At 66.6% G+C, this 25812-nt stretch carries 25 protein-coding genes and 2 pseudogenes; 12 read left to right on the top strand and 15 right to left on the bottom strand.

What is annotated here, in order from left to right:
- Nucleotides 1-136 precede the first annotated feature (136 nt).
- The 3 genes from ACFQDH_RS10620 to ACFQDH_RS10610 all read right to left on the bottom strand — a co-directional run bounded on the left by ACFQDH_RS10620 (nucleotide 137) and on the right by ACFQDH_RS10610 (nucleotide 2485).
- The gene (locus ACFQDH_RS10620) at nucleotides 137-1051 is read right to left on the bottom strand and encodes an FkbM family methyltransferase (protein WP_382401078.1); all 915 of its coding nucleotides are present in this window, start codon (nucleotides 1049-1051) and stop codon (nucleotides 137-139) included.
- A gap of 42 nt (nucleotides 1052-1093) precedes the next feature.
- Entirely contained in the window at nucleotides 1094-2032 is a 939-nt protein-coding gene (locus ACFQDH_RS10615; protein WP_382401076.1) for a DUF6492 family protein, read from the bottom strand.
- 306 nt (nucleotides 2033-2338) lie between these two features.
- Nucleotides 2339-2485 (bottom strand): hypothetical protein, encoded by a 147-nt coding sequence (locus ACFQDH_RS10610; RefSeq protein ID WP_382401074.1) that lies wholly within the window; start codon nucleotides 2483-2485, stop codon nucleotides 2339-2341.
- A gap of 24 nt (nucleotides 2486-2509) precedes the next feature.
- Here ACFQDH_RS10610 and ACFQDH_RS10605 point away from each other — a divergent pair, with 24 nt between their 5' ends.
- Nucleotides 2510-3355, top strand: coding sequence for an endonuclease/exonuclease/phosphatase family protein (locus ACFQDH_RS10605; RefSeq protein WP_382401072.1), 846 nt, complete (start codon nucleotides 2510-2512; stop codon nucleotides 3353-3355).
- Here ACFQDH_RS10605 and ACFQDH_RS10600 read toward each other — a convergent pair.
- The 11 genes and pseudogenes from ACFQDH_RS10600 to ACFQDH_RS10550 all read right to left on the bottom strand — a co-directional run bounded on the left by ACFQDH_RS10600 (nucleotide 3313) and on the right by ACFQDH_RS10550 (nucleotide 14699).
- Nucleotides 3313-4401 (bottom strand): hypothetical protein, encoded by a 1089-nt coding sequence (locus ACFQDH_RS10600; RefSeq protein WP_382401070.1) that lies wholly within the window; start codon nucleotides 4399-4401, stop codon nucleotides 3313-3315. The two genes, ACFQDH_RS10605 and ACFQDH_RS10600, sit on opposite strands and share 43 nt — an antisense overlap.
- A 321-nt stretch (nucleotides 4402-4722) precedes the next feature.
- On the bottom strand, nucleotides 4723-5415 hold the full coding sequence (locus tag ACFQDH_RS10595) for a polysaccharide deacetylase family protein (protein ID WP_382404843.1): 693 nt from the start codon (nucleotides 5413-5415) through the stop codon (nucleotides 4723-4725).
- The gene (locus ACFQDH_RS10590; RefSeq protein WP_382404842.1) at nucleotides 5412-6254 is read right to left on the bottom strand and encodes a glycosyltransferase family 2 protein; all 843 of its coding nucleotides are present in this window, start codon (nucleotides 6252-6254) and stop codon (nucleotides 5412-5414) included. Before ACFQDH_RS10590 ends, ACFQDH_RS10595 begins: the two co-directional genes overlap by 4 nt.
- A gap of 73 nt (nucleotides 6255-6327) precedes the next feature.
- A pseudogene (locus ACFQDH_RS10585) lies at nucleotides 6328-7410 on the bottom strand (glycosyltransferase family 4 protein); the annotation flags it as partial.
- 47 nt (nucleotides 7411-7457) lie between these two features.
- Nucleotides 7458-8780 (bottom strand): nucleotide sugar dehydrogenase, encoded by a 1323-nt coding sequence (locus ACFQDH_RS10580; RefSeq protein WP_382401068.1) that lies wholly within the window; start codon nucleotides 8778-8780, stop codon nucleotides 7458-7460.
- Nucleotides 8781-8967: 187 nt separating this feature from the next.
- The gene (locus tag ACFQDH_RS10575; protein WP_382401066.1) at nucleotides 8968-9807 is read right to left on the bottom strand and encodes a hypothetical protein; all 840 of its coding nucleotides are present in this window, start codon (nucleotides 9805-9807) and stop codon (nucleotides 8968-8970) included.
- A 35-nt stretch (nucleotides 9808-9842) separates the two neighbouring features.
- Nucleotides 9843-10661 (bottom strand): hypothetical protein, encoded by an 819-nt coding sequence (locus ACFQDH_RS10570; protein WP_382401064.1) that lies wholly within the window; start codon nucleotides 10659-10661, stop codon nucleotides 9843-9845.
- Nucleotides 10662-10728: 67 nt separating this feature from the next.
- A complete protein-coding gene (locus tag ACFQDH_RS10565; protein ID WP_382401062.1) occupies nucleotides 10729-10995 on the bottom strand; it encodes an acyl carrier protein in 267 nt (88 codons plus the stop codon).
- A complete protein-coding gene (locus ACFQDH_RS10560; RefSeq protein WP_382401060.1) occupies nucleotides 10988-12271 on the bottom strand; it encodes a pyridoxal-dependent decarboxylase, exosortase A system-associated in 1284 nt (427 codons plus the stop codon). The genes ACFQDH_RS10565 and ACFQDH_RS10560 overlap by 8 nt, the downstream gene beginning before the upstream one ends.
- The gene (locus ACFQDH_RS10555) at nucleotides 12268-13869 is read right to left on the bottom strand and encodes an acyl-CoA ligase (AMP-forming), exosortase A system-associated (protein ID WP_382401058.1); all 1602 of its coding nucleotides are present in this window, start codon (nucleotides 13867-13869) and stop codon (nucleotides 12268-12270) included. Before ACFQDH_RS10555 ends, ACFQDH_RS10560 begins: the two co-directional genes overlap by 4 nt.
- Entirely contained in the window at nucleotides 13854-14699 is an 846-nt protein-coding gene (locus ACFQDH_RS10550; protein ID WP_382401056.1) for a hypothetical protein, read from the bottom strand. Before ACFQDH_RS10550 ends, ACFQDH_RS10555 begins: the two co-directional genes overlap by 16 nt.
- A 134-nt stretch (nucleotides 14700-14833) precedes the next feature.
- Here ACFQDH_RS10550 and rfbA point away from each other — a divergent pair, with 134 nt between their 5' ends.
- Genes rfbA through ACFQDH_RS10535 form a run of 3 tightly spaced genes read left to right on the top strand, consistent with a single transcriptional unit; the run spans nucleotide 14834 to nucleotide 17658 of the window.
- Nucleotides 14834-15706 carry a glucose-1-phosphate thymidylyltransferase RfbA gene (gene rfbA / locus ACFQDH_RS10545; RefSeq protein WP_382401054.1) on the top strand — a complete coding sequence of 291 codons (873 nt, stop codon included), beginning with the start codon at nucleotides 14834-14836 and terminating at the stop codon, nucleotides 15704-15706.
- On the top strand, nucleotides 15706-16308 hold the full coding sequence (locus tag ACFQDH_RS10540; protein ID WP_382401052.1) for a dTDP-4-dehydrorhamnose 3,5-epimerase family protein: 603 nt from the start codon (nucleotides 15706-15708) through the stop codon (nucleotides 16306-16308). The genes rfbA and ACFQDH_RS10540 overlap by 1 nt, the downstream gene beginning before the upstream one ends.
- Nucleotides 16309-16338: 30 nt before the next feature.
- Entirely contained in the window at nucleotides 16339-17658 is a 1320-nt protein-coding gene (locus ACFQDH_RS10535) for an acyltransferase family protein (RefSeq protein ID WP_382404841.1), read from the top strand.
- A gap of 121 nt (nucleotides 17659-17779) precedes the next feature.
- On the opposite strand, the gene ACFQDH_RS10530 is transcribed toward ACFQDH_RS10535, so the two are convergent.
- On the bottom strand, nucleotides 17780-18226 hold the full coding sequence (locus ACFQDH_RS10530) for a MarR family winged helix-turn-helix transcriptional regulator (protein WP_382401050.1): 447 nt from the start codon (nucleotides 18224-18226) through the stop codon (nucleotides 17780-17782).
- Nucleotides 18227-18442: 216 nt separating this feature from the next.
- Between ACFQDH_RS10530 and ACFQDH_RS10525 the strand changes: the two genes are divergently transcribed.
- From ACFQDH_RS10525 to ACFQDH_RS10490, 8 genes and pseudogenes are all read left to right on the top strand, one after another.
- The gene (locus tag ACFQDH_RS10525) at nucleotides 18443-19054 is read left to right on the top strand and encodes a hypothetical protein (RefSeq protein WP_382401048.1); all 612 of its coding nucleotides are present in this window, start codon (nucleotides 18443-18445) and stop codon (nucleotides 19052-19054) included.
- An 80-nt stretch (nucleotides 19055-19134) separates the two neighbouring features.
- Nucleotides 19135-20580 carry a signal peptidase I gene (locus ACFQDH_RS10520; protein ID WP_382401046.1) on the top strand — a complete coding sequence of 482 codons (1446 nt, stop codon included), beginning with the start codon at nucleotides 19135-19137 and terminating at the stop codon, nucleotides 20578-20580.
- 184 nt (nucleotides 20581-20764) lie between these two features.
- Nucleotides 20765-21681, top strand: a pseudogene (locus tag ACFQDH_RS10515) (ABC transporter ATP-binding protein).
- Nucleotides 21678-22511 (top strand): ABC transporter permease, encoded by an 834-nt coding sequence (locus ACFQDH_RS10510; protein WP_382401044.1) that lies wholly within the window; start codon nucleotides 21678-21680, stop codon nucleotides 22509-22511. Before ACFQDH_RS10515 ends, ACFQDH_RS10510 begins: the two are co-directional and overlap by 4 nt.
- A 332-nt stretch (nucleotides 22512-22843) precedes the next feature.
- Nucleotides 22844-23725, top strand: coding sequence for an ABC transporter substrate-binding protein (locus ACFQDH_RS10505; protein WP_382401042.1), 882 nt, complete (start codon nucleotides 22844-22846; stop codon nucleotides 23723-23725).
- A complete protein-coding gene (locus ACFQDH_RS10500) occupies nucleotides 23718-24671 on the top strand; it encodes an amino acid ABC transporter permease (RefSeq protein ID WP_382401040.1) in 954 nt (317 codons plus the stop codon). The genes ACFQDH_RS10505 and ACFQDH_RS10500 overlap by 8 nt, the downstream gene beginning before the upstream one ends.
- A complete protein-coding gene (locus ACFQDH_RS10495) occupies nucleotides 24668-25483 on the top strand; it encodes an amino acid ABC transporter ATP-binding protein (protein ID WP_382401038.1) in 816 nt (271 codons plus the stop codon). Before ACFQDH_RS10500 ends, ACFQDH_RS10495 begins: the two co-directional genes overlap by 4 nt.
- Entirely contained in the window at nucleotides 25480-25788 is a 309-nt protein-coding gene (locus ACFQDH_RS10490) for a S24 family peptidase (protein WP_382401036.1), read from the top strand. Before ACFQDH_RS10495 ends, ACFQDH_RS10490 begins: the two co-directional genes overlap by 4 nt.
- The last annotated feature ends 24 nt before the right edge of the window (nucleotides 25789-25812 follow it).

The following is a 25812-nucleotide window of genomic DNA, read 5'->3' as shown; positions in this document are numbered from 1 at the left end:
AGAGAACCGGAAAGACGTTGGGTTGGTCTACCCCGTCCCAGCGCTACGCACTGTAGGCGGACCATGAGCGTGGCGTCGGTTATTTTCACGGACCGCCAGCAGGAGAACTTTCGGCCGGATCCTCCGTCCGGATCGATCAGTGCGCTGACTCCGGCACCCCGTAGGCCCAATCGTCCGGGCCAACGGGCACATGTCGCCAGGCCTCGGGCAACACAACGTCCTTGCTGTTCGGGTCGTTAGTAACGTCCAGAGGATGCGGGAACTGCTGCGCGAACGATGTCGGCTGCGCGCGGTCCGCCCGGAGGAAGGTCATCTCCAGCACCCGTGGCACGACCAATCCTGACCTGCTCACCACTCCGCCATAGTTGTTCGGGTGGTTGTGCACGACGTAGAAATCGCTCATCAAACGACGCAGCACGCCGCTTATGATGCCGAATGCGTGCCGATCGAAGATTCGCTCAAGGTCATGCAGCTCCACCACGATGATGCGGAAGCGGCGCAACAGTGCATCAGAGGCGTTGAGAAGCACCGCCCACTCCGCACCCTCGATATCCATCTGCAGCACAAGATCCTGGACACCGGGCGCATATTCCGACACCCAATCGTCCAAACGCACCGTGCTCTCGTCATTCACTAAACCGACATACTTCTTGATGAATACGCCGCCGGCGATAGGCGACTGGCACACCGACGCGTCCGCCATGAAGCAAGGAATCCCTCGGGCGATCAACGCCTCCTCGAAAGGTGCCCACACGCTCACGCCCGGCGAGAAACATGCTGCGACCCCGTCCAAATCGTCCGGCAGGAGATATCCTCCGTCGCCGTCAGCACCCACACGGATCAACGGCAGCCTGGTTTGAACAGGGTGCAGCTGGCCAATCAGACTCTTGACTGTCGCGACGTCGGTCAGCTTACTCACGCCCACACCCGCATTCAATGCCGCACTCACCATCCGATGCTTCAATGCCATAACCACTCCCGCAGGATTGTTGTCACTGTCGATTTTCTGCGTGTGCGTGCCGGGCCAACCGTTTCGCAGGGTCAGCGACAATTCTCACTCGTGTCCCGCCGCTCGTCGGCGCCGGCGCAAAGGTCACGAACCTGGTACACCATGGTGTGCGTCCCGGCCGCTACGGATAAGCTCCCGCACCTGCTTCCGCACCTCCATTGACGTGCCCGACTTGGCCGAAATCATGACCGCGACGTCGTCGGCACCGAGTCCTGCCGTAAAGCCAGGCACTGCTTGCGGCGTCAGCGGCGTTGTGCCCCACCATTCGAGGCAAAGGGGTGACGAGCGGTGGAGCTGTTGGGAATTTCTTCGACCGAGCACCTCGTCGACGAATACACCATAGAGGGTCCACTCCGAGAAGTGGACCTCCCCGCTAATCACATCTTGCCATGGTCGGTGGTGGAGATCCTCGATATGTGTCAGCATCGAGCGGACCACGCCCGTGTCCCACGCCATGAAGGAACTGATGTAATCGTGATAAGGAGGTGCACCGACCGGGAGGCCGAGCACCCGGCGCGCCGTTTGGTGCCACAAAACGTGGTGCGGAAGTTCGCTGGTCACGGCGTCGACCTTGCGGTAGAGCACTACGTCGGCTCCATCCCGAAACGTGTCCGCAGTGATCGGCCTTACCAATTCGACGTCGGAGTCGATCACGACCACGATGTCAGAAGTGGACTCGGCCACCGCGGCGAGTTTGAGGATCTGCTGCAGAATCCATCCGCGAATCGGTGGCACGGGTCGGTGCCTGTTGATCGCGACGATTCGTGGAATGGGTGAGAAGGCTGACATGCGGCGAGTCAATGCCGAAATTCGAGGGACAATCGTGAACCAAGGCGGGAGTGCCGCGCACTCTGGCCGCACCTGACCGGCCCCCAATTGCTCAAACTTCCCAACATCCTCCACCGGAACGATCAGTTCGGCATTCGTTCCCTCCGGCAGAAAGCGTTGCAATGAGTCCGCCAGCTCCATGCACAGCGTGAGGTCCGGCGCATACACAAGTGTCAGCACGGACAGCTCAGCCATCTTTCCTCCAGTCAGGCATGACGCCTCCTGCGCAGCGTTGGATAGGAATGCTCCGATGAGGCCGGAGAGGGCGGTATGACCACTGTCCGTCATCCTCGTCCCAGCGCTAGGAACTATAGAGCGCACCCCAACGTGCAACAGCGGTTATTTCACGGAGCGCTGAGTCGAGCAATTCCGCCCCCAGTTGGTGTCCGTCGCGGCTCTTCGACCCAGGCGGAACCAAAGTCTCGGCACAGTTGCGGAAGCCGACGAAACTATGCGGCGTTGCCGCAGGAACTCGTCCATCATGGGGGGCATGCAACTCGGTCACAGCAGCACTCGCGCGCCCGCGTGGTGGGCGCGGGCGAGCTTGTGGTTGCTGTCCATCGGCTGCCTCCTGCTGGCCGCCGTGCTGACGCCGACGCACTGGCTGGACGTGTCTCGGCCGCGGCTGGTCGAACTGGCCGCGTTCACCCCCTGGGCACCCCGTTCGCACTGGTGGCGCTCGTCGTCGGTCTGCTGCTCCTCGTCGCGGACCGGAGCCGGCTACGGCACGCCGGCGCGCTCGCCGCGGCGAGCGGCATCCTGCTCGCGGTGCACCTGTGGTGGCTCGCGCCCCTGTATGTCGGATCCCGGCCGGCGACCACCGGCCCGGCGCTGGTGGTCCTCAGCCAGAACTTCGAGTACGGCGACCCGGCCCGGCTGGCGCAACTGGTCCATGACGATAAAGTCGACGTCCTCGTGCTCACCGATGTCGACAGCGATCGAGTGCGTCAGGTGATGGCCACCGACATACCGCGGCTCTTGCCGAATTCCATTGGCGCAAAACCGGATCAGACGATCTCATCGGTCATCTTCAGCCGTTTTCCGATCGAGTCGATCCACAGCGGCCCGCACTCGTCACACGCGGACCTGGTGCGCCTGCACACGCCGATGCTCGGGGATGTCGACCTGGTCGCCGTCCACCCACAGCCGCCCTACACCACTCGCTGGCGCCCCGATTACCGCGCGCTGACGTCATACCTGCGCAGTGCAGTGCCCCAGCCGGCACCGCGGCCGACGATCGTCGCCGGCGACTTCAATGCAACGACCGACAACGTGCCGTTCCGCACGGTGCTCGATCTGGGCTACGCGGATGCAGTCACCCAGCGACGTGGCGGGTTCCAGCCGACCTGGCCGGACTCCTCGACCAAGCGCTATTTCGGTGTGCCGGTTCCACGGCTGGTGACCATAGATCACGTCCTCATGTCCGACACGGTGGCGGCATCGAGTGCGACCACCGTGCACGTTGCCGGGGCGGATCACCGCGGTGTCCTGGCGCGGATCGCTCGTCGCGGTGGTTGAGGACTGTGTCGGCGACGTCGGAAGGCCCGATCGACCCCTCGCGCTGCGGTCCTGGACGTGACCGTGACGACCGCTTCGAGCGGGCCCTTCCAGCGCAGCGTCGCGAACACGATGCCGACGACGACGACCACGGACACCTCCGGCACCAGCCGGCGCGGCCCGTAGTCGGGCCAGGTCTGCGGCAGCACCATGATCAGATGGAGGCTGTAGAGACTGAGCGTCATCGTCCCGGCGCCGAAAACCACCTGCCACCAACGGGTTGCGACGCGAGTCGCGAGCAGCGCGAGCCCTATGACCGCGAGCGCGATGCCCGCGGTGAACGCCAGATCCGCCACCGACCCGGAGTGCGGTGCACTCACCGCCAGCCACCACCAGCTGTGGATCGGGGTGACTCCCTGTAGGCCCACCTGCAAGTGCAGTTGCAGTGCGGCCCAGGAGGACACCGGGGGCCCGGTCCAGGTATGGACGAGACGGTCGTGCACGCCAGGCAGCGACGTGACCACGTGCGACAGCAAACTCGCTCCCGCCGCGAGTAGCGCGCCCGCGCACAGCAACCCGACGGCCGTGTTCCTGCGGCGGAGGTCCAGTCGTCCGACAGCGAGCCCGAAGCAGAGGTAACTCACCCACGTGAACGCGGGGTACTCGCCGGTGACCAGTAGCCGCAACAGGATTGCGCCGACGCCCAGTCCGCCGAAGCCGCCCGCGACGGACTGGGGGTCGAGGAGCCGAAACGCCTGGGAGACAATGGGCGCCGCACACATCCAGACCCCGCCGACCAGGAACAGCCGCGACGGTCGGAGCCAGAGGAACGGCAGCCCGATGACGAACAGCACCCCGTAATAGGGCAGGATCACCGCGATACCCGCGGGGTGCAGATGCTCCAGCAGCACACCGATCACGACGATCAGACCGGCTCGTATGACGATCGCCGTCGAGTCGACAATGTGGCGACGCCGACCGGTGTGCGGTGTCGATCCGCCGGTCACCAGAGCGAGCGAGACGCCCGCGAGCACGGCGAACAGTGCCGCCGCGTTGCCGGTAGTCACTCGCTGTGCCAGGAGCACCCGGCCCCCACGGTCTTGGGGAGGATGTGCGCCACCATCATGCCGAGCAGCGCGAGACAGCGAGCGACATCGATTCCGACGAACCGCGCGCGGTCGCCAGCGGTCCACCGGAGGCGATCCTCCCGTCCGAGCGGTAGGGTGTCAGCGTCCTGGATGCTGGATTCCATTATTTGTCAAGCCAATTCGCGACGCCGGGCCGTGACTCCGCGGGACAGATCTCTCGCGCAGGTGGGGCCCGGCAGGCACGCGCTCTTGTTCCACCGTGGCGGTATCGGTGGCTGCTCTGGGCGCGTGCGCATCCGTTCAGCTCCAGCTCTTGCGGAGCGTGTTCATCGCTGAACCGACCCGGCGAGGCAGGCGGTTCGCGTCGCGGACTATGCGGGAGAGGGACTCCGGCGTGACGCCGCTGTGCACGCTGAAGCGGGCTTGCAGCCAGGAGTCGGCCGAAGCTGATTGCCGGTCGCTGGTGAAGAGCGTCGCGTAGCCCGCACTGCGCGCGGCTCGCAGCACCGCACGGTTGTACTGTCCGCGCGGTAGCGCGGCGGTCCGGACGGCTTCGCCGGTGAGCACGCTGAGAGCCGCGCGCGCCTCCAGGACCTCACGTTCGAGCTCCTCGTCGTCGAAGCTGGTCCACGGCTCGTGGGTCCAGCCATGGTTGCCCAGCGTCATGCCCGATGCCACCAGCTGCCGGACATCCGTCCTGGTGAGGCTTCCGGGCCGCCCGAGCCGGTCGACGACGACGAAGAACGTGGCCCGCATGCCTCTGTCCAGCAGCGCCGGAAGCACGATCTCGACGTCCGACACGTTGCCGTCGTCGACGCTGAGCGAGACACCGTTCGTGTCTTCGGCCAATTCGTCCAGCAGGCGCAGGAAATCGTCCTCGCTCACCCAGTAGCGGCTCTCGCCCGGTTCGAGATCACGGCGCGGTCGCCCGACTCCGTGGAAGCAGACGTTGACCCTGCGCCGGGGGGATGTCCCGTTCGTGATGATGCTCATGGCTCGATCACTCCTCCATTTCGCTCGGATTCCCAGTGGCCTCTGCCCCAACGAGCCCTGGCCTCCGCGACTACGGTCACCGCGACGTACACCGCCGTGGCGAGTGCGAGGGCCGGGTCGGCGCGCACCGCGGCAGTGAGCCAGCGCACCCCGACCGCTTGCCGTACCACGCCCGCGGAGTCCGCTGCTCGTAGCTGTGCATTGCCCCGCCTGACCCGTGCCAGCCGGCGCACCAGCGAGCGTGTCGAACGCACCGCGACCACCACACTGACCACGTCGTCGAGGTGCCTGGCTTCCGTCTCGTCGAAGAGCGAATCCAGGAAGAGATCGTCCGCGATCACCTCGGGGAACTCGGCGAACCGGGCCCGGCCGGCTTCGGAGACGGCGACCGCCCCACGGCCGAAAAGCCCTGTGGCGTATGACGGGTGGAGTGCGTGGACGCGGTAGTACATCCGCACCCAGCGCGAACTCGCCGAGACGTCGACGGTACGTGCGGGCACGGCGACCAGCGGCCGTCCGCTGTCCCCGGGCGCCGGGCGGAGCGACTCGGACAGCCGCTCGATCGCCGCTTTGTCCAACTGGATGTCCGCATCCAGATAGACCCGCGGATATCCGGTGGCGCGCCGTTCCGCCGCGTTCAAGGCAGCTGCCTTGCCAGCGGCTGCAACCTCGACGACCTCCACCGACCGGCGTCTCGCAACAGTCACGGTGCCGTCGGTGCAACCGTTCGCGGCGACGATGACCTCGAGGGACTCGGCGGAGCCGCCGGTGAGCAGCCCGTCGAGTGTGCCGCCGATCACCGCTTCTTCGTTGTGTGCGGCGATCAGCACGGTCGTCATCGCCTGCCCCCGAGCAGGTCAACTCGTCAAAGACGGCGACGTAGGCGTCCCGTTGATAGGTCCAGGCGAGCTCGTCCTCGACCCGGCGACGGCCGCAGGTGCCCATGATCGACCGCGTCTCCGGGTCGTCGAGCAGCGCGACGATCTCCTTGGCGTAGCGGTCGACATCGTCTGCGCACACATACCGTGCCGCTGCACCCGCCGAGACGCGGGTCTCGCGCAGGTCGAATGCGAGAACGGGCACGCCGAACGCCATGTATTCCATCGTCTTGTTCATCGTGGATACGTCGTTGAGCAGGTTTTTCGGATCGGGTGACAGGCCGAGATCAGCAGTCGACAGCACCTCGATGACCTCCTCGTCCGGCACCCGACCGGGCATCTCGACGAAGTCCTGCAGCCCCAACCGATCGCGTTCGGCGACGAGGTCCGCCCAGCAGTCGCCGCCGCCGATCAGCGTGAAAGAGACATCGGTCCGTCCCATCTCGTGTACGACGAGCTCGGCCGCCTGTAGCGCCAGGTCGACGCCGTCCTGCGGTCCCATCACCCCCAGATAGGCGACGAGGAAAGGACGCCCGCGTCGCCTGGCCGGATTCGGTGCGCCGCTTTTCAAGCGGTTCAGATCCGGGCCGGTGCGCACGACGGTGACGTCGCCGGCACTCTTCCCGCCTCGCTCCCGCGCGACGGCGGCGTACGACTCGTTGGTCGACGTCACCTTGTCCGCGGCGGCGAACGTCGCGCGCTCGAGTGCGAGTAGGCCCCGCAGCGCCGACCCGCTGCCTCCGGGGAATCTCGACCGGTACAGCTCCGGCGACAGGTCGTGGTGGTCGAAGACGAAGAAGGTGCCGTCGATGCGGCGCAGCAATCGTGCCAGCGGCCAGAAGATCTCGGGTGGGTTGCAGGCCTGCAGGACGTCGAAGCGTCCGCCCCGGCGGGCGCGGGCCACGTGATACGTCGTCGCGAGGAAGGAGTAGGCGTACTCGGCGACATAGCTCAGCGAGCTGCCACCCGGTGCGTATGGCGAGTAGGCACGGACGCTGATCCCGTCGATGACCTGGTGGGCGGCTGTCCCCCGCCCCTTCGGGCAAACCACGGTGACGTCGTAACCGGAGTCGCGCAACGCCAGGCTCTCCAGCCAGACCCGCCGGTCGAACGGCACCGGCAGGTTCTGGACGATGATGAGCACTCGTGGTTTGCCGTGTCTGCTCACCAGCCGACCCCTTCGTACCCGACGACCCGCTCGACCTCGCGACCGAGGCGACCGATCAGATCGATGAGCAACGGCGGGTTCGCGTCGCACAGTGCGTCGACGATGGCTGTCGCGGAGGATGTCACCAGGGCGACGTCCGCGCCCGCGAGCGCCTCCTGCGGCGAGGCGGTGAGCAGCCGGTCCAGGTGCGGAAGCCGCGCCATCACGTTCTCGCGGTTCGCTCCGATCAACTTGCTGGTGTTGAGGATCGGGTCGTAGACCCGCAGCTCGAATCCCTTGCCGAGCAGCCGCTCGGCCAACTCGACATTCGGGCTTTCCCGCAGGTCGTCGGTGTCGGACTTGAAGCTCAGCCCGAGGAGAGCGACCTTGCGGCCACCGGCGGCAAGGACCCGGTCCACGACTTCCCGCACCGAGACCTCGTTGCTCGTCGTGGTGCCCAGTAGTTGCGGGGCGTCGATGCCGTTGACCCTCGCCATGTGCTGCAACGAACGCAGGTCCTTGGGCAGGCAGGATCCGCCGAAGGCGAACCCGGGCCGCAGGTAGGTGGGCGAGATGTTGAGCTTGGCGTCCTCACAGAACAGGCTCATCACCTCGCGGGAGTCGACCCCGTACGGCCGGAAGACCCGCCCGATCTCGTTGGCGAAGATGACCTTCGTCGCGTGGAAGGCGTTGCAGGCGTACTTCAGCGCTTCGGCCGTCTCCACACTCACCCGGTGGATCGACAGCTCCAGGAAATCGAACACCTCTGCCATCGCTTGCTGCGTCCGGTCGTCCGTCGAACCGACCACGACGAACGGCGGGTCGAAGAAGTCGGCGACTCCCGCACCTTCGCGCAGGAACTCCGGGCACATGGCGGTCCCGACCCGCCAGCCGGTGGGCAACTCCTCGGCGAAGACGGGAGCGACCACCGTCCGGCCCGTTCCCGGCGGCACGGTGCTGCGGACGACCACGCTGTGGTGGCCGGATGCCGGCGGTGCGACCTGGTCGATGGCGTCCCGAATGTCCTGCACGGCACGACTGATGTAGGTGAGGTCGGTAGCGCCGTGCGAGGTGGACGGAGTGCCCACACACAGCAGGGAGACGTCCGCCTGGTCGAGCGCGACGCGAGGGTCAGTCGTTGCGCTGAGCTTTCCGGAGGCCCATCCCTCACGCATCAGCTCGTCGATGCCCGGCTCCACCACCGGACTCCTGCCGCAGCCGATCAGCTCGACCTTGTAGGGGTCGACATCAACACCCACCACGTCGTGCCCTCGTGCGGCGAGGCCGGCGGCGGTGACGGCTCCGACATATCCGAGTCCGAAAACGGCGATCTTCATCATGCCCCCAGCAGTGCTGCGACGGACGCGCGCCCACAGCCACGGAGTGACGGCTGCTTGGCTGTCGCGAATTTAGGCGGAAATTATCAAGATTCGCGATCGCGACCTGGAGTTATTGCTCCCGCCGGCCAGGTTCGCAGGAAAGCCGCCCGGCGGGCACGAACCTCACCGCCCGGGGCCCTGGACCGGCTCACGGCGAGGCCGTGACCTCCGAGTAGAGGTAGTCGATGTCGTCCGGCGTCAGCGTTGCGCTCTTGAACATCTTGTGCGCGGGCTTCGACCGGGACCACGCGAAGCGGACGGGACCGCCCGAAACGCGCTCCTCGACAACGGTGAACAGCATCCGATGGCGCAGCAGCAGGTGGCGTGACACATCACGGAAGCCGGTCCTGAACAGTTCCGGATCACTGACGTACTGCACTTCCGCGAGGCGATTTTGCCCCTTGATGCAGGCCGTGCGCCACTGGACGTAGCACGCCCGGTCTCCGTCGAGCAGCACGATGTGCCGGGCCCACCGGCTGCTGGCGTGGTCGCGGTAGACCTGCAGAGCGTCGCCGGTGAGTGAGCGGTCGACGACCTCGGGATCCGAACTGACGCGCGTGCCCCTGCGTCCGGGCCATGGCAGGTTCACCGCGAGTTGGGAGCGGGTCTCAAGGAAGACGAACCCCATCCGAAGGTTCAGCCTCTGGACGATGCCGGACGGGTTCAGGTCCGTGAAGTGATATCCGGGTTGAGACAACAGTGCACGAATCAAACGCCAACTGCTGGAACGGTATTCGCCCTGAACGCACCACGCTGCCAGGTTGCAGAACCGCTCCTGGCGGCCCGCGATCGTCCGGATGGAGTAGATGGCGGCATACTCACCGACGATCTGATCGCCCGACAGCAACAGCATGCCGTGGTTCGGTGCGTCCGATCCCGGAAGATTGTTCGCTGCCAGCCATGAGGCGGCCCACTCGTCAACAGGTGTGGCGGATGGCATGTTCGCGGCCAGGAACCGCGCCACCGCCGGAAGGTCCTCGGTCGACATGGGCCTGACCGTCACTGGCCCCGATCTGGCGGTCATCACGGTGCGGCGGTGATCTCGGAGTAGAGGTAGTCGATGTCGCCCGGTCCCAGCGTTGCGCTCTTGAACATCCGGCGCGGTGGACCGACGAGCGAAGCCGACGGGCTGAAGCTGCCGCCGACGACGTGCTGATCGACCAGCGTGAACAGCGCCTTGTGCCGGAACGCCAGATGCCGGGAGAGGCTGAGCAGTCCGGCCCGGAACAAATGTGGCTCACTCACGTACTGGATGGCCGCGACCCACCGCAGGTTCCTCCGCCGCTCGAATCGCCACTGCACGTAGCAGGATGCGGTGTCGGCGATGATCACGGCATGTCGCGCCCAACGGCAACGCAGATGGTCCTGGTAGTAGCGCAGCGGCTCGCCGGTCAGCACCCGGGCGATCTCGTCCGGGTCGGAGCTGACTCGTGTCCGCCGTGGCAGCGTCGGCCACGGGAGGTTGAGCGTGAGCTGACTGCTCGGATCCAAGTAGCGGAATCCGAGCCGGAGGTTGAGCCGCTGCACCTCGGGCGTGGGAGACAGGTCGGTGAAGTGGTAGCCGTCCTGTGCCAGCAGCGCGTTGAGCATCCGGATGCTCCCGGAGCGATAGCCGGGCGAAACGCACCAGACGGCAAGGTTGCAGAAGCGTTCGCTCCGGCCGTCGATGACCCGCGTCGAGTAGATCGCCAGATATGCGCCGACGACGTCCTGCCGCGACCACAGCGCCATACCGTGGTTCGGCGCCTGCGTGCCGGGCCGGCCGTTGATGTCTGCCCAGGCTTTGACCCAGTCCTCCACTGGGCTCTTGGGTGGGAAGTTCTCAGCCAGGAAACGGCCCACCAGGGGAGTTCTTCGGTCTCGATCGGGCGAACGGTGACGGACTGTTTGCTCGATGACATGGCTGCCCTCAGGCGTCCGGGTGTGCGCGTGCGGACTCCACGAAGTCGGCGAGCGTGCCCAGGGTGCCGAACACCTCTCCGCTCACCGCGCTGTCGTCGATGCGGATGTCGAAGTGGTTCTCCAAGCGCACCAGCAGATCGACCACCGCCATCGAATCCAGCTCGGGCATGCTGTCCAACAGCTGTGTGTCAGCGGTCAGTGCCGTCGAACGACTTTGAATGCCAAGGGTTTCGACCACAACATCCTTCACCTGCTCAAAGGTTGTCTCAGCCATGATTCTGCACCTTTCGTTGGTCGGGTCCGACGAGGACCTCGAACGCTGCTGGATGTCCGAGAAAGTCTGCGGGGCTCGCGGTCTTTCCGTAGGCCCCTGCCTGGAAGATCACGACGAGATCGCCGATGTCCGTCGACGCCGGGACCTCGACGTTGTCGCCCAGCACATCGATCGGGGTGCACAGGCAGCCGACCACACTGGCGGTCATCCTGTCGGTGTCGTCGCCGCTCATCCGGTTGCCGATGACGAGCGGATAGTTGCGCCGGATGGCAGCGCCGAGGTTGCCGGTGGCGGCGAGTTGATGGTGCAAGCCGCCGTCGACCACGAGGTAGGTCCGGCCGCGCGAGACTTTGCGGTCGATGATCTCGGTCACGTAGACGCCGGCTTCACCGACGAGGAAGCGTCCGAGCTCCAGGCAGAGCGCGGCCTCGGGCAGTGCTGGCGCCAGCCGTTCCTGGGCGAGGTTTCGCAGGTGCTCGCAGACCGCCTCGACATCGAGTGGTTCGTCCCGGTCGTGGTAAGGGATCCCGAAGCCACCGCCCAGGTTGACCTGACGGAGGGGGCCCGGCGCGGCATCCGCGAGGCGCAGCACGAGATCGACGGTGCGGTCCTGAGCCTCGGCGAGGATTCCGGAGTGCAGGTTCTGGGAGCCGGAGAAGACGTGGAGGCCGACGAACTCGATGTCGTATGCCGCCAAGTCGCTGAGGAAGGCCGGCACTATTTCGGCGTCCATGCCGAACTGCTGTGGCCCACCGCCCATTCGCATGCCGGACCCCCGCACTGCGAAGTCGGGGTTGACCCGCACCGCCACCCGGGGCCGGATCCCCAGCTCGGCGCCGATCGCGACGAGCCGCTCGGCTTCGAGCGACGACTCGACCTCCACGGTGATCCCGGCCGCGACCGCACTTCGCAATTCGGCCGATTTCTTCCCCGGGCCGGCGAAACTCACTCGGGTTGCTGGCATTCCGGCATCGAGGGCGACCTTGAGCTCACCTGAGGATGCGACATCGAGATGTTCGACCCGGCCCGCGACATACTGCACGACGGCCGGCATGGGGTTGGCTTTGATCGCGTACGACAGTCCTATCAAGGGACCGAGCAGCCCGTGCAACAGATCGATCCGCTCGGTGATCGCCGCGCGTTCGTAGGCGAAGAAGGGTGTCGATCCCACCTGCGCCGCGAGACGGACGAGCTCGACCCCGCCCACGACGAGTTGCCCGTTCGCACTCCTGAACCGGGCGATCGTGCTGTGCACCGGCGCACCTGTGGCAGTCACACCGTCACCAGCGCCCGAAGAGCTGTGCGGTCGAACTTGCCGTTCGGTGACCGCGGCAGATCGTCCTGCAGGACGACGCGTCGCGGCACCATGAACAGCGGCAGCCGGGCGCGCAGTGCGCCGACCACTTCCTCCGGGTCACAGTCGGGGCGCACCGCTGCGGCGACCAACACGATCTGCTGCCCCAGAACCTCGTCGTCGACCCCGAACACGACGGCGTCCCGCACCAGGCCGGTGTCGTAGGCGGCCTCTTCAACCTCGCTCGGACTGACGCGGTAACCGGAGGTCTTGATCATCTCGTCACGCCGGCCGACGAAATACAGGAAGCCGTCCTCGTCACGCATGACGGTGTCACCCGACCAGACGGCGAGCTCGTCCGGGACGACTCCGGCCCGCTCCGACGGCAACGCACGGAAGCGCTCCGCGGTGCGCACTGGGTCGTTCCAGTACCCCTGAGCGACCAGCGGTCCTCGGTGCACGAGTTCTCCGGGTTCGCCCGGCTCACAACGGGATCCGTCGGGACGGACGACCAGCACCTCGGCGTTCGGGATGGCCCTGCCGATCGAGTCGGGGCGCTGGTCGACCTCGTCCGGGTCGAGGTAGGTGGACCGGAACGCCTCGGTGAGGCCGTACATCAGGAAGGGACGGGCCGCCGGGAACAGGGTCCGCAGGCGGGCCAGCGTGGACTTCGGCATACGGCCGCCGGTGTTGGCGAAATAGCGCAACGTCCGCGTCGCCTCCGGCGGCCACGTCGCGGCGCCGAGCTGGATCCACAGTGGCGGCACGCAGGTGAGTCCGGTGACGCCGTGCTGTGCGCAGAGCCGCACGATGTCACCGGCGAGCAGGTAGTTGACCAGGACCACGTGCGCGCCGACGTGCAGCGCGGTGGTGACCTGGCTCAGGCCCGCGTCGAAACTCAGCGGAAGTGCCGCGAGAATGACGTCCTGGGCCGTGTTGGCGAGGTATTCGCTGACACTCTCGGCCCCGACCACGAGGTTGCGGTGACTGAGCACCACGCCCTTGGGCAGTCCGGTGCTGCCCGAGGTGTAGAGGATGGCGGCGAGGTCACTGTCAACCGGCCGGTACGACGGTTCGGACGCGTCCGCGGACAGCAATTCGCTCCATCGCGCGACGACGGTGCCGACCGACACCTCACCGGCGACCGGCCCGTCATCGACCAGCACCACGATGTCGGGTCCGGCACCTGCTTCGGACGCCAGCAGTGCTGACAGCCGCTCCGACGTCGTCACCAGGCATCGCGCGGAGCAGTTGGTCAGGATGTGATCGACCTGCTGCGGCTTCAGGACCGGATTGACCGGCACGAAGACCGCGCCGACGGCGGAGGCGGCCAGCATAGCGATGACGTTCTCGGTGCGCTTGTCGAGGAACACCGCGACGCGGTCTCCACGGTCGAGGCCGTACGACGAGAGGCCGCCCGCGGCCCGCAGGATCGCATCCCAGAGCTCGGCGTAAGTGGTGGTGCCGGACCGGTCGGTGACGGCGGCCGCTGACGGCCCCCGCTCGGCCGCTGTTCGCACCATCTCGTGCAGTGCCCTCGCCATACGCCCCAGCCCCATCTTCATTACCACGCGACACATGTGAGTTCGCTGTACAGATTGTCAATGTCCGCGGGTCCGATCGCCGCACTCTTGAACATTTTTGGCCGGCCTGCAAGATGTCGCGCAATAAACAGGCGGCCGACGATTCGCTCCTCCAGCAGCAGCGCGACGCCCTGCCGACGGCGCAGTACATGGCTGCCGAATGCGTTGAGGCTCAGGCGAAATCGCTGCGGATCGCTGACGTACAACACCGACACGAACGCCGGTATGTTGCGTCGCCGATCCTGGCGGTATACGACGTAGCAGTTGTGGCCCTCCCGGCGAAGGACCACGTGGTGAGCGGCCGCGGCTCCCCGGTGGTCCCGGTAGATGCGCAGTTGCTCGGTGTCGAGAAGTCCTTCGATGCTCTCGCTGTCGTCGACTACCGTCGTGCGACCGGTGGGCAGCGGCAGGCACGGGACGAGTTGCACGGACGTGTCGAGGCGCGTGAACCCGAGCCGCTCGTCGAGTGGCACCACGGCACCGCTCGGCGACAAATCGGTGAACGTGTATCCGGGCTGCGCCAGAGCAGCGCGCAGCATCCGGAAGCTGTGTGCCCGATGCTCGGGCAAGACGCACCACGCGCCGAGATTGCAGATCCGCTCGACCCGGCCGCGGATGACCCGCTCGGAGTAGAACGCCAGCAGGACGCCGCCGAGGGTCGAGTCCTCGAGCCGCAACTGGAAGCCGAAGTTCGGCCGGTCGGCCTCCCACGGCACGTCGACAGCACGTATCCAGTCCGCTGCAGACACCCGACGGTTCAGGTGAACGTGGAGGAACGCGCCGACGTCTGCGAGATCACCGATCGTTATCGGTGCAATGTCCACCATCACGCCTCACCCCTTGTCGCCAGGAGGCTAGCGGCCCGCACCGTCGGGACGGTCAATATTGCGACGGCCTCCGGCGGCGGTGGAACAAGGCATCGAGCGGCACAACGCGCGCACGTCATATTAGAGTCAGCCCGGTGAAGGGGATCATTCTGGCCGGCGGGTCGGGCACGCGGCTGCATCCGATCACTCGCGGCATCAGCAAGCAGCTCATGCCGGTCTACGACAAGCCGATGGTCTACTACCCGCTGTCGACCCTGCTGATGTCGGGCATCCGCGAGATCCTGGTGATCACGACACCACACGACATGGAGCAGTTCGTGCGACTGCTGGGTGACGGGAGCCAGTGGGGCATCGACATCAGCTACGCCGTGCAGCCATCGCCGGACGGACTTGCGCAGGCCTTCATCATCGGAGCCGACTTCATCGGCGACGACTCGGTAGCGCTGGTGCTCGGCGACAACATCTTCTACGGGTCCGGCCTCGGCACCGCGCTTCGCCGGTCCACCGACGGCCTCACCGGCGGGCACATCTTCGCCCACCACGTGACCAACCCCTCGGCATACGGCGTAGTCGAATTCGACAGCGATGGCACGGTGTTGTCCATTGAGGAGAAGCCGGACAAGCCCAAATCCCGGTATGCCGTGCCCGGCCTCTACTTCTACGACAATGACGTCATCGAGATCGCCCGCAAGCTCGAGCCCAGCGCTCGCGGCGAGCTGGAGATCACCGGCATCAACGACGCCTACCTGCGACGCGACGAGCTGACCGTGACCGTCCTGCCGCGCGGCACCGCGTGGTTCGACACCGGCACCTTCGAGGGGCTGATGGACGCGGCCCAGTTCGTGCAAGTGATCGAGGATCGGCAGGACCAGAAGATCGGCTGCGTCGAGGAGATCGCCTGGCGAGCCGGTTGGCTCGACGACGCCGGACTGGCACAACACGCCGAGGAACTCGCCAAGAGTGGCTACGGCACCTACCTGCACCGACTTCTGGAGGACGCCCGCTGATGGACATCGAACCGTTGGAAATCTCCGGCGCCTTCGCCGTGACACCACGCCAATTCCCTGACGACCGTGGGGTTTTCATGGAGGGCTTCCGCGGCGACAAGCTAGCCGAGCACATCGGGCACCGCCTCGACGTCATACAGACCAACATCTCCGTGTCGTGCAAGGGCGCCGTGCGCGGCATCCACTACGCCGACGTGCCGCCCAGCCAGGCGAAGTACGTCACCGCGGTCAGCGGCTCCTTCGTCGACTACGTCGTCGACCTCCGCGTCGGGTCACCGACCTTCGGCCAGTGGTGCAGCGTCGACCTCGACACCGAAACCCGCTGTGCGGTCTACCTTTCCGAGGGCCTCGGGCACTGCCTGCTCTCGCGTGAAGACGACTCGACAGCCGTCTACCTGTGCTCCTCCGCCTACAACCCCGAGCGCGAGCACGGCATCAACCCGCTCGACAAGGACCTCGCGCTCGCCTTCCCGGACGACATCGAGCCGGTCCTCTCCCCCAAGGACACCGCCGCGCCGTCGCTTGCCGAGGCGCGTGAGCAGGGTCTGCTCCCGCTCTATGACGACTGCGTAGGCTTCGTGGCCGAATTGCGTTCGTCGTAGGGCTCGGGTTGTTGTAGTCGCTGCGACTCGCTGCAAAATCCCCGCGATCGGGAACCGGTCGTCGTCGCACGCCCCTACCGTTGGCACGCACTGCATCGGTGCGGTCTGCAGGGAGGGTGCAATGGCGACAACGAACGCAACTTTCGCTTCGGCCGGGACAGCTCATGGGGGCCATCCATCGGACAAGGACTGTCCGACTCCAACAACGCGCTCAACTTCATTCGGCTCGCACTCGCGAGCGCGGTGATCGTGGCGCACACCTGGCCGGTCGGCGGCTTCGGCACAGCTCCGCGGTTCGCCGGGATGGACAGCGGCGAGTGGGCCGTTGCGGGATTCTTCAGCCTGAGCGGCTTCCTGATCGCCGGGTCTCGGCTGCGACTCCCTTTCGGCGGCTTCCTGCTACGCCGTGCACTGCGTATCTTTCCCGGGTTCTGGGCCTGCCTGGTCGTCGTTGCTTTCGGTTTCGCGCCGCTCTCGGTAGCAGTCGGCGTTCCGGGGTCATGGAGCGTGGGTGACGGGCTTCGCCACGTCGCAGTCAATCTCGCGTTGCAGGTGCGCGAGTTCAACGTCGGTTCGACCATCCGGAACAACCCGCTCGCGCTCGCGTGGGACGGCAGCCTGTGGACGCTCTTCTTCGAGTTCGGGTCCTACTTGGTCGTCGGCGCGCTGCTCGGGATAGCACTGTTCAGACGACGGACTGCGACCTGCTTCGCCGCGGTCATTGTGCTCACTACCGTTGCCTACTACGTCGCGATGAGTGAGCACATCACCTCCTTCTACTTAGTCAACGGCCTCAACCTCGCCACTTCGTTCGTCGCGGGGGTCCTGCTCTTCGCCGTCAAGGATCGGCTTCCGATCTCGCGCGCACTCTTCGCTCTGTCGGTGGTGGCGCTGGCCGTCATCGGCTTCTGCGGACTGCCCAGGCTGCTTGTCGCCATACCCTTCGCATATGGCCTTCTCTATCTCGGCGCGACCCTGCCGACCCGGATCGGCACCAAGAACGACGTGAGCTACGGCGTCTACGTCTATGCATTCCCGGTGCAACAGTTCCTGGCCGCGCGGCACCTCCAGCACGACGGCAAGCTCGTCTTCATGGTCGTGGCGTTCATCCTCACCCTGCCGCTTGCCTGGTTGTCGTGGCTGCTCATCGAGCGCCCGGGAATGAACCTCCGCAGGAAGTTGGGCAGGAGAGACTCCCGGTCACCCTCCGCCATGGCCGCACCAGTCATTCCTGACGAAGCAGCGGACCACACCCAGCTGCCCGATGCGGCTCCGCAACAAACGTCGGCCCACACCGTCTTGCGAGGCGGCCCCGAGCCGGGTTTCAGTCCCCCTCAGCCACCTTTCTGATACGGCGGGACTGTGCGCGTCGAATGGCACGGTGTTGCCGCCCATCACTCGATATGGCGAACGCACGGCCTCACCACACCTCATTGAGCCGCGCCGCGCGCCACGCGAAAACTAGGTAGCCTCAACCGTTTTCGGCCTCCTCACGGACCAGTGCGCTCTGTTTCTTGAGCGCGCTCGCGAGTGAACTCAACACCTCGTTGGTCGCGTCGGGCCGGCAATCCATGTGCTCCAGCACATCGTTCAACCAGTGTTCCGAACGATCCAGCGTCGCGACCCCATCCTCGGTCAAGCAGACGACGATCTGTCGCCGGTCCGTGGGGTGCCTGATCCGCTGGGCCAGTCCGGCACGCTCCAGTCGGCCGAGTACGGCTGTCACGGCCGAGGGCGTCAGCCCCAGCCGAGTTGCCAACTCACGAGCGTTCATCTCCCCCGCAGCACGCAGCTGACTCATGGCTGTGGCGTCCGTCGGGCCTAGGCCCAGCGCCGTCGCCACGGCCTGCCGGTAGTAATCGGCCGCCAGCACGAGGGTGCGTAGAGCCTTCGCGTCCTCTCCGCTCCGGTTACTCATGGCCGTACCTCCTGCATGTCGGTGAAAATTTTACAGTACAAACATCGAACTGTTTGACAAGTGTCGTATTTACCAATACTTTACCTTCATCGCTTCGTAAAGACTTCGTCAAGTCGCGCGGGGCGGGGGTCGGGCCCCGTAGGGGAGTCGGTCCGCTCGGTGCCGTGCCCGCCATAGGTCACGGCGAACATTCTCTTGCTCGAAAGGCGATCACCCATGTCTTCTTCCAGCCGTACCCGCCGCCGTAACGCGCGACTCCTCACCGTCGGCGCCGTTGTCGCGGGCCTTGCCGCCTCAGGCGCCCTGGTCTGGCACGCGTCATACTCCGCGTTCGCCGCAACCACGTCGAACCCGACCAGCAACTGGAGCGCCGGCACCGTGGCGCTCTCGAACGACGCCCCCAGCAACACCGCGATGTTCGCCGCGACCAACCTCAAGCCGGGATCGACGGGCACCAAGTGCATCGCCGTCACGTCCGCCGGCTCGCTGCCGTCGGCCGTGAAGCTCTACGGCACCAACCCGGCCACCACCAACTCCCTGTCCAGCTCGATCAACCTGAGCATCACCCAGGGAACCGGCGGCGGCTTCGGCTCGTGCACCGGGTTCACCGCCCTGCAGACCGGTTCCTGGGTCTACTCCGGCACGCTGGCCGCGTTCGGCACCTCGGCCACCAACTACGCCACCGGCGTGGGCAGCTGGACGCCGACCGGCAGCGGCTCCGAGACCCGCGTCTACCAGATCACCTACACCCTCGACCCCGCGACGCCGAACACCGCGCAGGGCGGGACCGCGTCGATCGGCCTGACCTGGGAGGCCCAGAACTCCTGACCGGGCAGCCGTGGGCCGGCCGCACACCTTGCGGCCGCCCATCAGCCGAAGTCATCGCCGCAAACCACCGCGAGGGGAACATGGCCACACCGATCACGCACCGGCAGCAGTGGCGCACCGGTCGGTTCGCCCTGCTGATCGCGGTGAGCTGCCGGGGACTGCTGGCGATGCTGGTCAGCCTGCTGGTGTGGTCGGTGCTACCGGTGGCGCTCGGCTGGCACGTCACCGTGGTGATGAGCGGTTCGATGGAGCCTGCACTGCGGCCCGGAGACGTCGTCGCATCACGCCCGGTATCGGTGCAACAGGTACGGCCGGGGCAGGTGCTGCTGGTCGATGACCCCGACCACGCCGGCCGGCTGCGGCTGCACCGGCTGGTGAGGATCAACCCCGACGGAACGCTGACCCTGCGCGGTGATGCCAACCCCGCCGCCGACTCGACGCCGGTGCGGCGCAGCGCCGTCCGCGGTGTCGGGTCGCTGCGGGTGCCGCTGGTCGGGTCCCCGGCATACTGGGCGCAGACACACCGATCGGGTCAGCTCGTGGAAGGTGCTGCCGCGCTGGTGCTGCTTCTCGCCGGGGCGTGCGCCTGGCGCGACGAGGAAGACGACTCGGACGGCGACTCTCGCGACGACACCGGCGACGGCTCGGGCATCGAGGCGCACCCGGATGCTCCAACTGCGGGGAATGCGCCCCCGGCTGAGGTCCCGGAGGACGAATCCAGCATCCGCCGGGCCGCCTTCGCTGGTCGCGGCGCCCGGCTCGCGGGGATCGGCGTGCTGACGTTCGGGCTGATCGGTGCCGGCATCGCGACCGGCCCCGCTGCGCTGGCCGCGCCGTTGACGGCGAACACCTCGAGCTCCAGCACCTGGGCGGCCGCTACCAGCTTCGCCGGCTGCAGCCCCGCGGTGATGACGGACAAGCCCTACGCCTACTACCGCCTCGCCGAGACATCGGGCACCACTGCCGCCGACGCGTCCGGCAACGGTCGCAACGGCACCTACAGCAGCGGCGTGACCCACAACGCCGGCGGGCCATGCTCCGACGCATCCGCGGCGGCGACATTCACCGGCTCCGAGATGGTCTCGACGACGCAGCAGATCGCTCTCGGTTCAACCTTCACCGAGGAGATCTGGTTCAACACCACCGCCCCCAAGGGCGGCTCACTGATCGGCTTCGCCAACACCCCGACCGGATCGGCGTCCGACCCTCAGCTGTCCGTGAACAGCGCCTCCCGACTTGTCTTCGCGGTCCCGACGAGCAGCGGGTCCGTCACGGTCACCAGCCCCGGCCCAAAGAAGTACAACGACGGGGCATGGCACCTTGTCGTAGCGACGCTCTCCAGCGCCGGTATGCAGCTGTATGTCGACGGCGTCTCGGTGGCGTCCAACAGTTCGACCACCACGATGACCAGCACGACCGGTTACCTGCAGATGGGCAACGGTTTCCCGGGTTCGCTGAGCGGCGCGGCCTTCTACAACACCGCGCTGTCGGCCGCCCAGATCACTGCCCACTACAACGCGACCTGAGTTTTTACCGCAACCGGGTGGATTCCCTGGTGACCGTCGCGCGCGACGGACCTGCCCCGACGTGTCCCGCGGCCCCCACAGGTCTGCCTCAGCGAGCTCTCAGCGCACACGGTTAACGTCCGGGTCAAGGCCGAACGGCTTTGTCCCAGTTGCCCATCGTGGCACGTCTCCCGAAGGCCACCAGATGATCAACGCAACCAACCTGACGAAGACGTATGGCGATCGCACCGCCGTCGACGGGCTCACCTTCACCGTGCGGCCCGGGGTCGTCACCGGCTTCCTCGGCCCGAACGGTGCCGGCAAGTCGACGACCATGCGCATGCTGCTCGGTCTGGACAAACCGACCTCCGGCGCCGCGACCATCAACGGCACACCGTATGTCGACCACCGGGCACCGCTCTGCGAGGTCGGCGCACTCCTCGAGGCCCGCGCGGTGCACACCGGCCGCTCCGCCCGCAACCACCTGCTCGCGCTCGCCGCCACCAACGGCATTCCGACGCGCCGCGTGGACGAGGTGCTCGAGATCGTTGGACTGACCTCGGTCGCGCGCCGCCGGGCCGGTGGCTTCTCCTCGGCATGGGGCAACGGCTCGGCATCGCATCCGCACTGCTCGGCGACCCCGAGACGCTGATCCTCGACGAGCCGGTCAACGGGCTCGACCCGGAGGGCATCCGCTGGATCCGCAACCTGCTCAAATCCCTTGCCGCAGAAGGCCGCACGGTCTTCGTCTCCTCCCACCTGATGAGCGAGATGGCGCTCATGGCCAGCCATCTCATCGTCATCGGCCAGGGGCGGCTCATCGCCGACACCACTGTCGACGAGCTCACCAGCGGGGGCTCCGGAGGCAGTGTCCTGGTGCGCGCGGAGCGGCTGGAGGAGTTGCGCGACCACCTCGCCGGCCCCGACATACAAGTGACGGATTCGGGCCCGGATTCCCTTGTGGTGCAGGGACTCTCGAGCGATGTCATCGGACGCATCGCCGCCGACCGCGGCATCGCCCTCAGTGAATTGACCCCCCGACAGGCCACTCTCGAAGACGTGTTCATGCAACTCACCCAGGACTCGGTCGAATACGGCCACCACGAGGAAGCAACACGATGAGCGCGCTGACCACCCCCGAAACTTCCACACACGTCAGCGCGTACGCGAAGGCCGGGGTCAGTCTCCCGCGCGCCATCCGCGGCGAGTGGGTGAAGTTCAAGTCGCTGCGCTCGTCATGGTTCTCCATGGCCGCCGCCCTGATCATCGCCATCGGTCTCGGTGCGCTCTTCAGCTACCTGCGCGCAACCCATGTCGACGGCGGCCCGCACGGTCCCATCGGCATCGACGACCCGATCCGGGTCAGCCTGCGTGGCCTGATGCTCGCCCAATTGCCGATCGGCGTGCTCGGAGTCCTCTTCGTCACCGGTGAATACGCGACCGGGATGATCCGCTCCTCGTTGGCCGCCGTCCCGCGCCGCTGGCCGGTGCTGCTCGCCAAGTGCGTCGTCGTCGGCGTCACGTGCCTGGTGCTGTGCACGATCGGCTGCTTCTTCGCCTTCCTCGTCGGGCAGGCCGGCCTGAACTCGCACGGGTATGGCGTCGGACTCGGCGCGACCGGTGCGCTCGAAGCGATCATCGGCGGCGGTATCTATCTGACTCTGGTGGCACTGCTGGGCATCGGTTGCGGCTTCGCCATACGCAGCACGGGCGGAGCGATCGCCACGCTCTTCGGCCTGCTGCTGGTGCTACCCCTGCTCGGTGAGGCGCTGCCGACGAGCTGGGCGGACCACGTCAACCAGTACCTCCCGATGAATGCCGGCACGCAGATCCTCGGCACACACCACGACCCGCACACTTTGTCGTCCTGGACCGGCCTCGGTGTCTTCGCGCTCTGGATGCTCGCGGCAGTCGTCACCGGGTTGTTGGTGCTGCGCAAGCGCGACGCGTAGAGCGGACGCACGGCCCGGCCACGGTTGACGGTCGAAACGGTCATTGACTGCGCAACTGCGGGGTCAACGGCTGTCTCGGGCGTCAACCGCCGTTTCGACCGTCAACGGCGCCGCGGCCGGCGCAGGGGCGTCTCGCATGCGAGACATCTTTCGACCCGAGGTGACTTACGACACCTCGGGCGGCGCTGCAAAGATGAACCCCTCGTAGGGTGCTTGAGCACTCGCGACCCCACGAAAGGACTCCCATGTCGGCATGGTCACGCGGCGGTCCGAGGGCGATTTCGATACGCGCTCGCCCCTCGCGCTACTCAATCCGCCAGCGCGGCGGACCGATGGTGCTCGCCGGCGGCCTGGTCGCGTCACTCCTCGCGGGGTGCGGCGCGACATCGCTCGGGCTTGGCTCGAGCGCGCAACAGACCGCCACCACCGGATGTTCCTCCGGTGGCCTGAAGAGCGCACTCCCGCCGGACGTGAAGGCGGGCAGCACGCTCACGGTGGCGTCGGATGCGTCATACGAGCCGAATGAATTCCTGGCTCCCGACGGGCAGACCATCATCGGTATGGACGTCGAGTTGCTGCGTGGCGCACTGCAGTGCCTGGGTCTGAAGACGAAATTCCAGAACGCGAAGTTCGACAACATCCTGCCCGGCGTGGCCGGCGGCAAGTACGACATCGCGACCTCGTCGTTCACCATCACCGCGGCCCGGCTCAAGCAGGTGACGATGGTCAGCTACTTCTCGGCGGGCACGCAGTGGATCGTCCAGAAGGGCAACCCGCGACACGTGAATCCGACCAATCCGTGCGGACTTTCGGTCGGTGTGCAGACCGGCACCACTCAGGCCGACGAGCTCACAGCCATCAACAAGGGCATCTGCAAGAGCAAGCCCGTCAAGGCCGTCGTCGAGGACCTGCAGTCCAAAGTCACCACGGATCTGCTTGCCGGGAAGGTCGACGCGATGGCCGCCGACTCCCCCGTCGCGCTGTATGCCGTCAAGAAGACCGGCACCAAGCTGCAGGCCGCGGGGAAGATCACCGGTTCTGCGCCATACGGAATCGTCCTGCCGAAGGGCAAGGACAAGCTGGGCGCCGCGCTCGCGCAGGCGTTCGCGCAGATGGCGACCAACGGCAGCTACCAGAAGATTCTGGCCAAGTGGGGCCAGCAGAGCGGAGCGGTGGAGATGTTCGCGGCGAACCCGGCGGTGCCCAATGGCTGACGTGACTGCTCCCGAGAAGCCCGCCGCCACCGAGCGGCCCGGCAAGGTCGAGGCCCGGCCGGTCCCCCACCCGTGGCAGTGGGTTGGCGTCGTCATCATCGCGATCCTCGCGGCGATGATGATCAACTCGTTCGTGACCAACTCCAAGTGGGATTGGCACTTCGTATGGCGGGTCATGGAATACCGCCCGGTGCTGGAGGGCCTGGTCAAGGGCACCATCATCTGCACCATCGGCGCGATGATCCTGGGCATCGTGCTCGGTGTCACGCTCGCGGTGATGCGGCTGTCGACCAACCCGGTGCTGCGCCTCGTGGCCTTCGTCTTCACCTGGTTCTTCCGGGCGGTGCCGCGCTACGTGCTGCTGGTCGTGCTCGGAGTCGGCGTGCTCTACCTCTACCCGAAGCTGGACATCGGGCTGCCGTTCCTGGATGTGCACTTCTACACGCTGGATGTGAAGTCGGTCAGCAGCGGCATCCTCGTCGGCATCATCGGCCTGGGGTTGTCCGAGGCGGCGTACATGGCCGAGATCGCGCGCGCCGGGCTGCTGTCGGTCGACACCGGTCAGGAGGAAGCCGCGTGCGCGATCGGCATGAGCCGCGGGAAGGCGATGCGGCGGATCATCCTGCCGCAGGCAATGCGGGTGATCGTGCCGCCGACCGGCAACGAGACCATCGCGATGGTCAAGGACACCTCGCTGCTGTCGGCCGTGCCGGTGACCACCGAGTTGTTCTTCCAGGCGAATGCCGTTGCGAACTCTACGTATCTGGTGATGCCCGCGCTCGTCGCGGCAGTCATCTGGTATCTCATCGTCTGCTCGATCCTGATGGTCGGCCAGACCATGCTCGAGCGCTACTTCGGGCGTGGCTTCGGCGGGCAGACCGGTGGCAACAAACAGAGTCTGCGCGGGCGAATGCTCGCACTGCGCGGCGGCGGAGGTGGAATGTGAACGCGCTCGTTGAGGCAGTCAATCTGCACAAGCACTTCCACGGCGTCGACGTGCTCAAGGGCATCGACATGACGGTGGCCGAGGGCGAGGTCGTGTGCCTGCTCGGGCCGTCCGGCTCCGGCAAGACGACCTTCCTGCGGTGCATCAACCAGCTGGAGATCTTCGACGGCGGCCGGCTGTATGTCGACGGCGAGCTCCTCGGACTGCGTGAGTCGGGCACCGCATTGCACCGGTTGCCGGACAAGCAGATCGCCCGGCAGCGGCGGCAGATCGGCATGGTCTTCCAGCGCTTCAACCTCTTCCCGCACAAGACGGCGTTGCAGAACGTCATCGAGGGGCCTGTCCAGGTCGGCGGCGTCTCGAAGAAGCAGGCGGTCTCCGAGGCTCGCGAGTTGCTGGAGCGCGTCGGGCTCAGCGAACGCGCCGACCACTACCCGGCGCAGCTGTCCGGCGGTCAGCAGCAGCGAGTTGCCATCGCGCGGGCACTGGCGATGAAGCCCAAGCTGATGCTCTTCGACGAGCCGACGTCCGCGCTCGACCCGGAGCTGGTCGGCGAGGTGCTCGCGGTCATGCGTGAGCTGGCTGCCGACGGTATGACGATGGTCGTGGTCACCCACGAGATCGCGTTCGCCCGGGACGTCGCCGACCGCGTCGTCTTCATGGACGGCGGCGTGGTGGTCGAGTCAGGTCCGCCGGCCGAGGTGATCCGCAACCCGCAGCACGAGCGCACGAAGACCTTCCTCAGCCGGATCATCGCCGAGCAGGAGCAGCACGCCGCTGCGGCGGCGGATCTCGCGAAACCAGTGGAGTGAGAGTCGGGTTCGCCGTCGTGCGAGGGCGGTCGATGGAGCCGACATACGTCGATGGCGACCGGCTCCTCGTCCTGTATGGCGTGCGCCCGCGCGTTGGCCGTGCGCACGTCATACGGCTGCCCGATGGACCGGACGGCCCGCGTCCGGTGGCGGTGAAGCGGATCACCCGGGCCGTCGGCGACGGCTGGTGGGTGGAGCGCGACAACCCGAGCGAAGGCGTCGACTCGTGGCTGGTCGGTGAGATCCCGACCGCTGACGTGCTCGGCGTGGTGCTGTGCCGCCCAAGGTGGCCGAGCGGCGTCTGAGGTGGCCGAGGAGCGACGAAGGAG

The sequence above is a fragment of the Flexivirga alba genome (assembly GCF_042661025.1).
Lineage (GTDB): Bacteria > Actinomycetota > Actinomycetes > Actinomycetales > Dermatophilaceae > Flexivirga > Flexivirga alba.
Note: the sequence above shows the minus strand (reverse complement) of the source record. Positions and strands in the feature narration are given on the sequence as shown.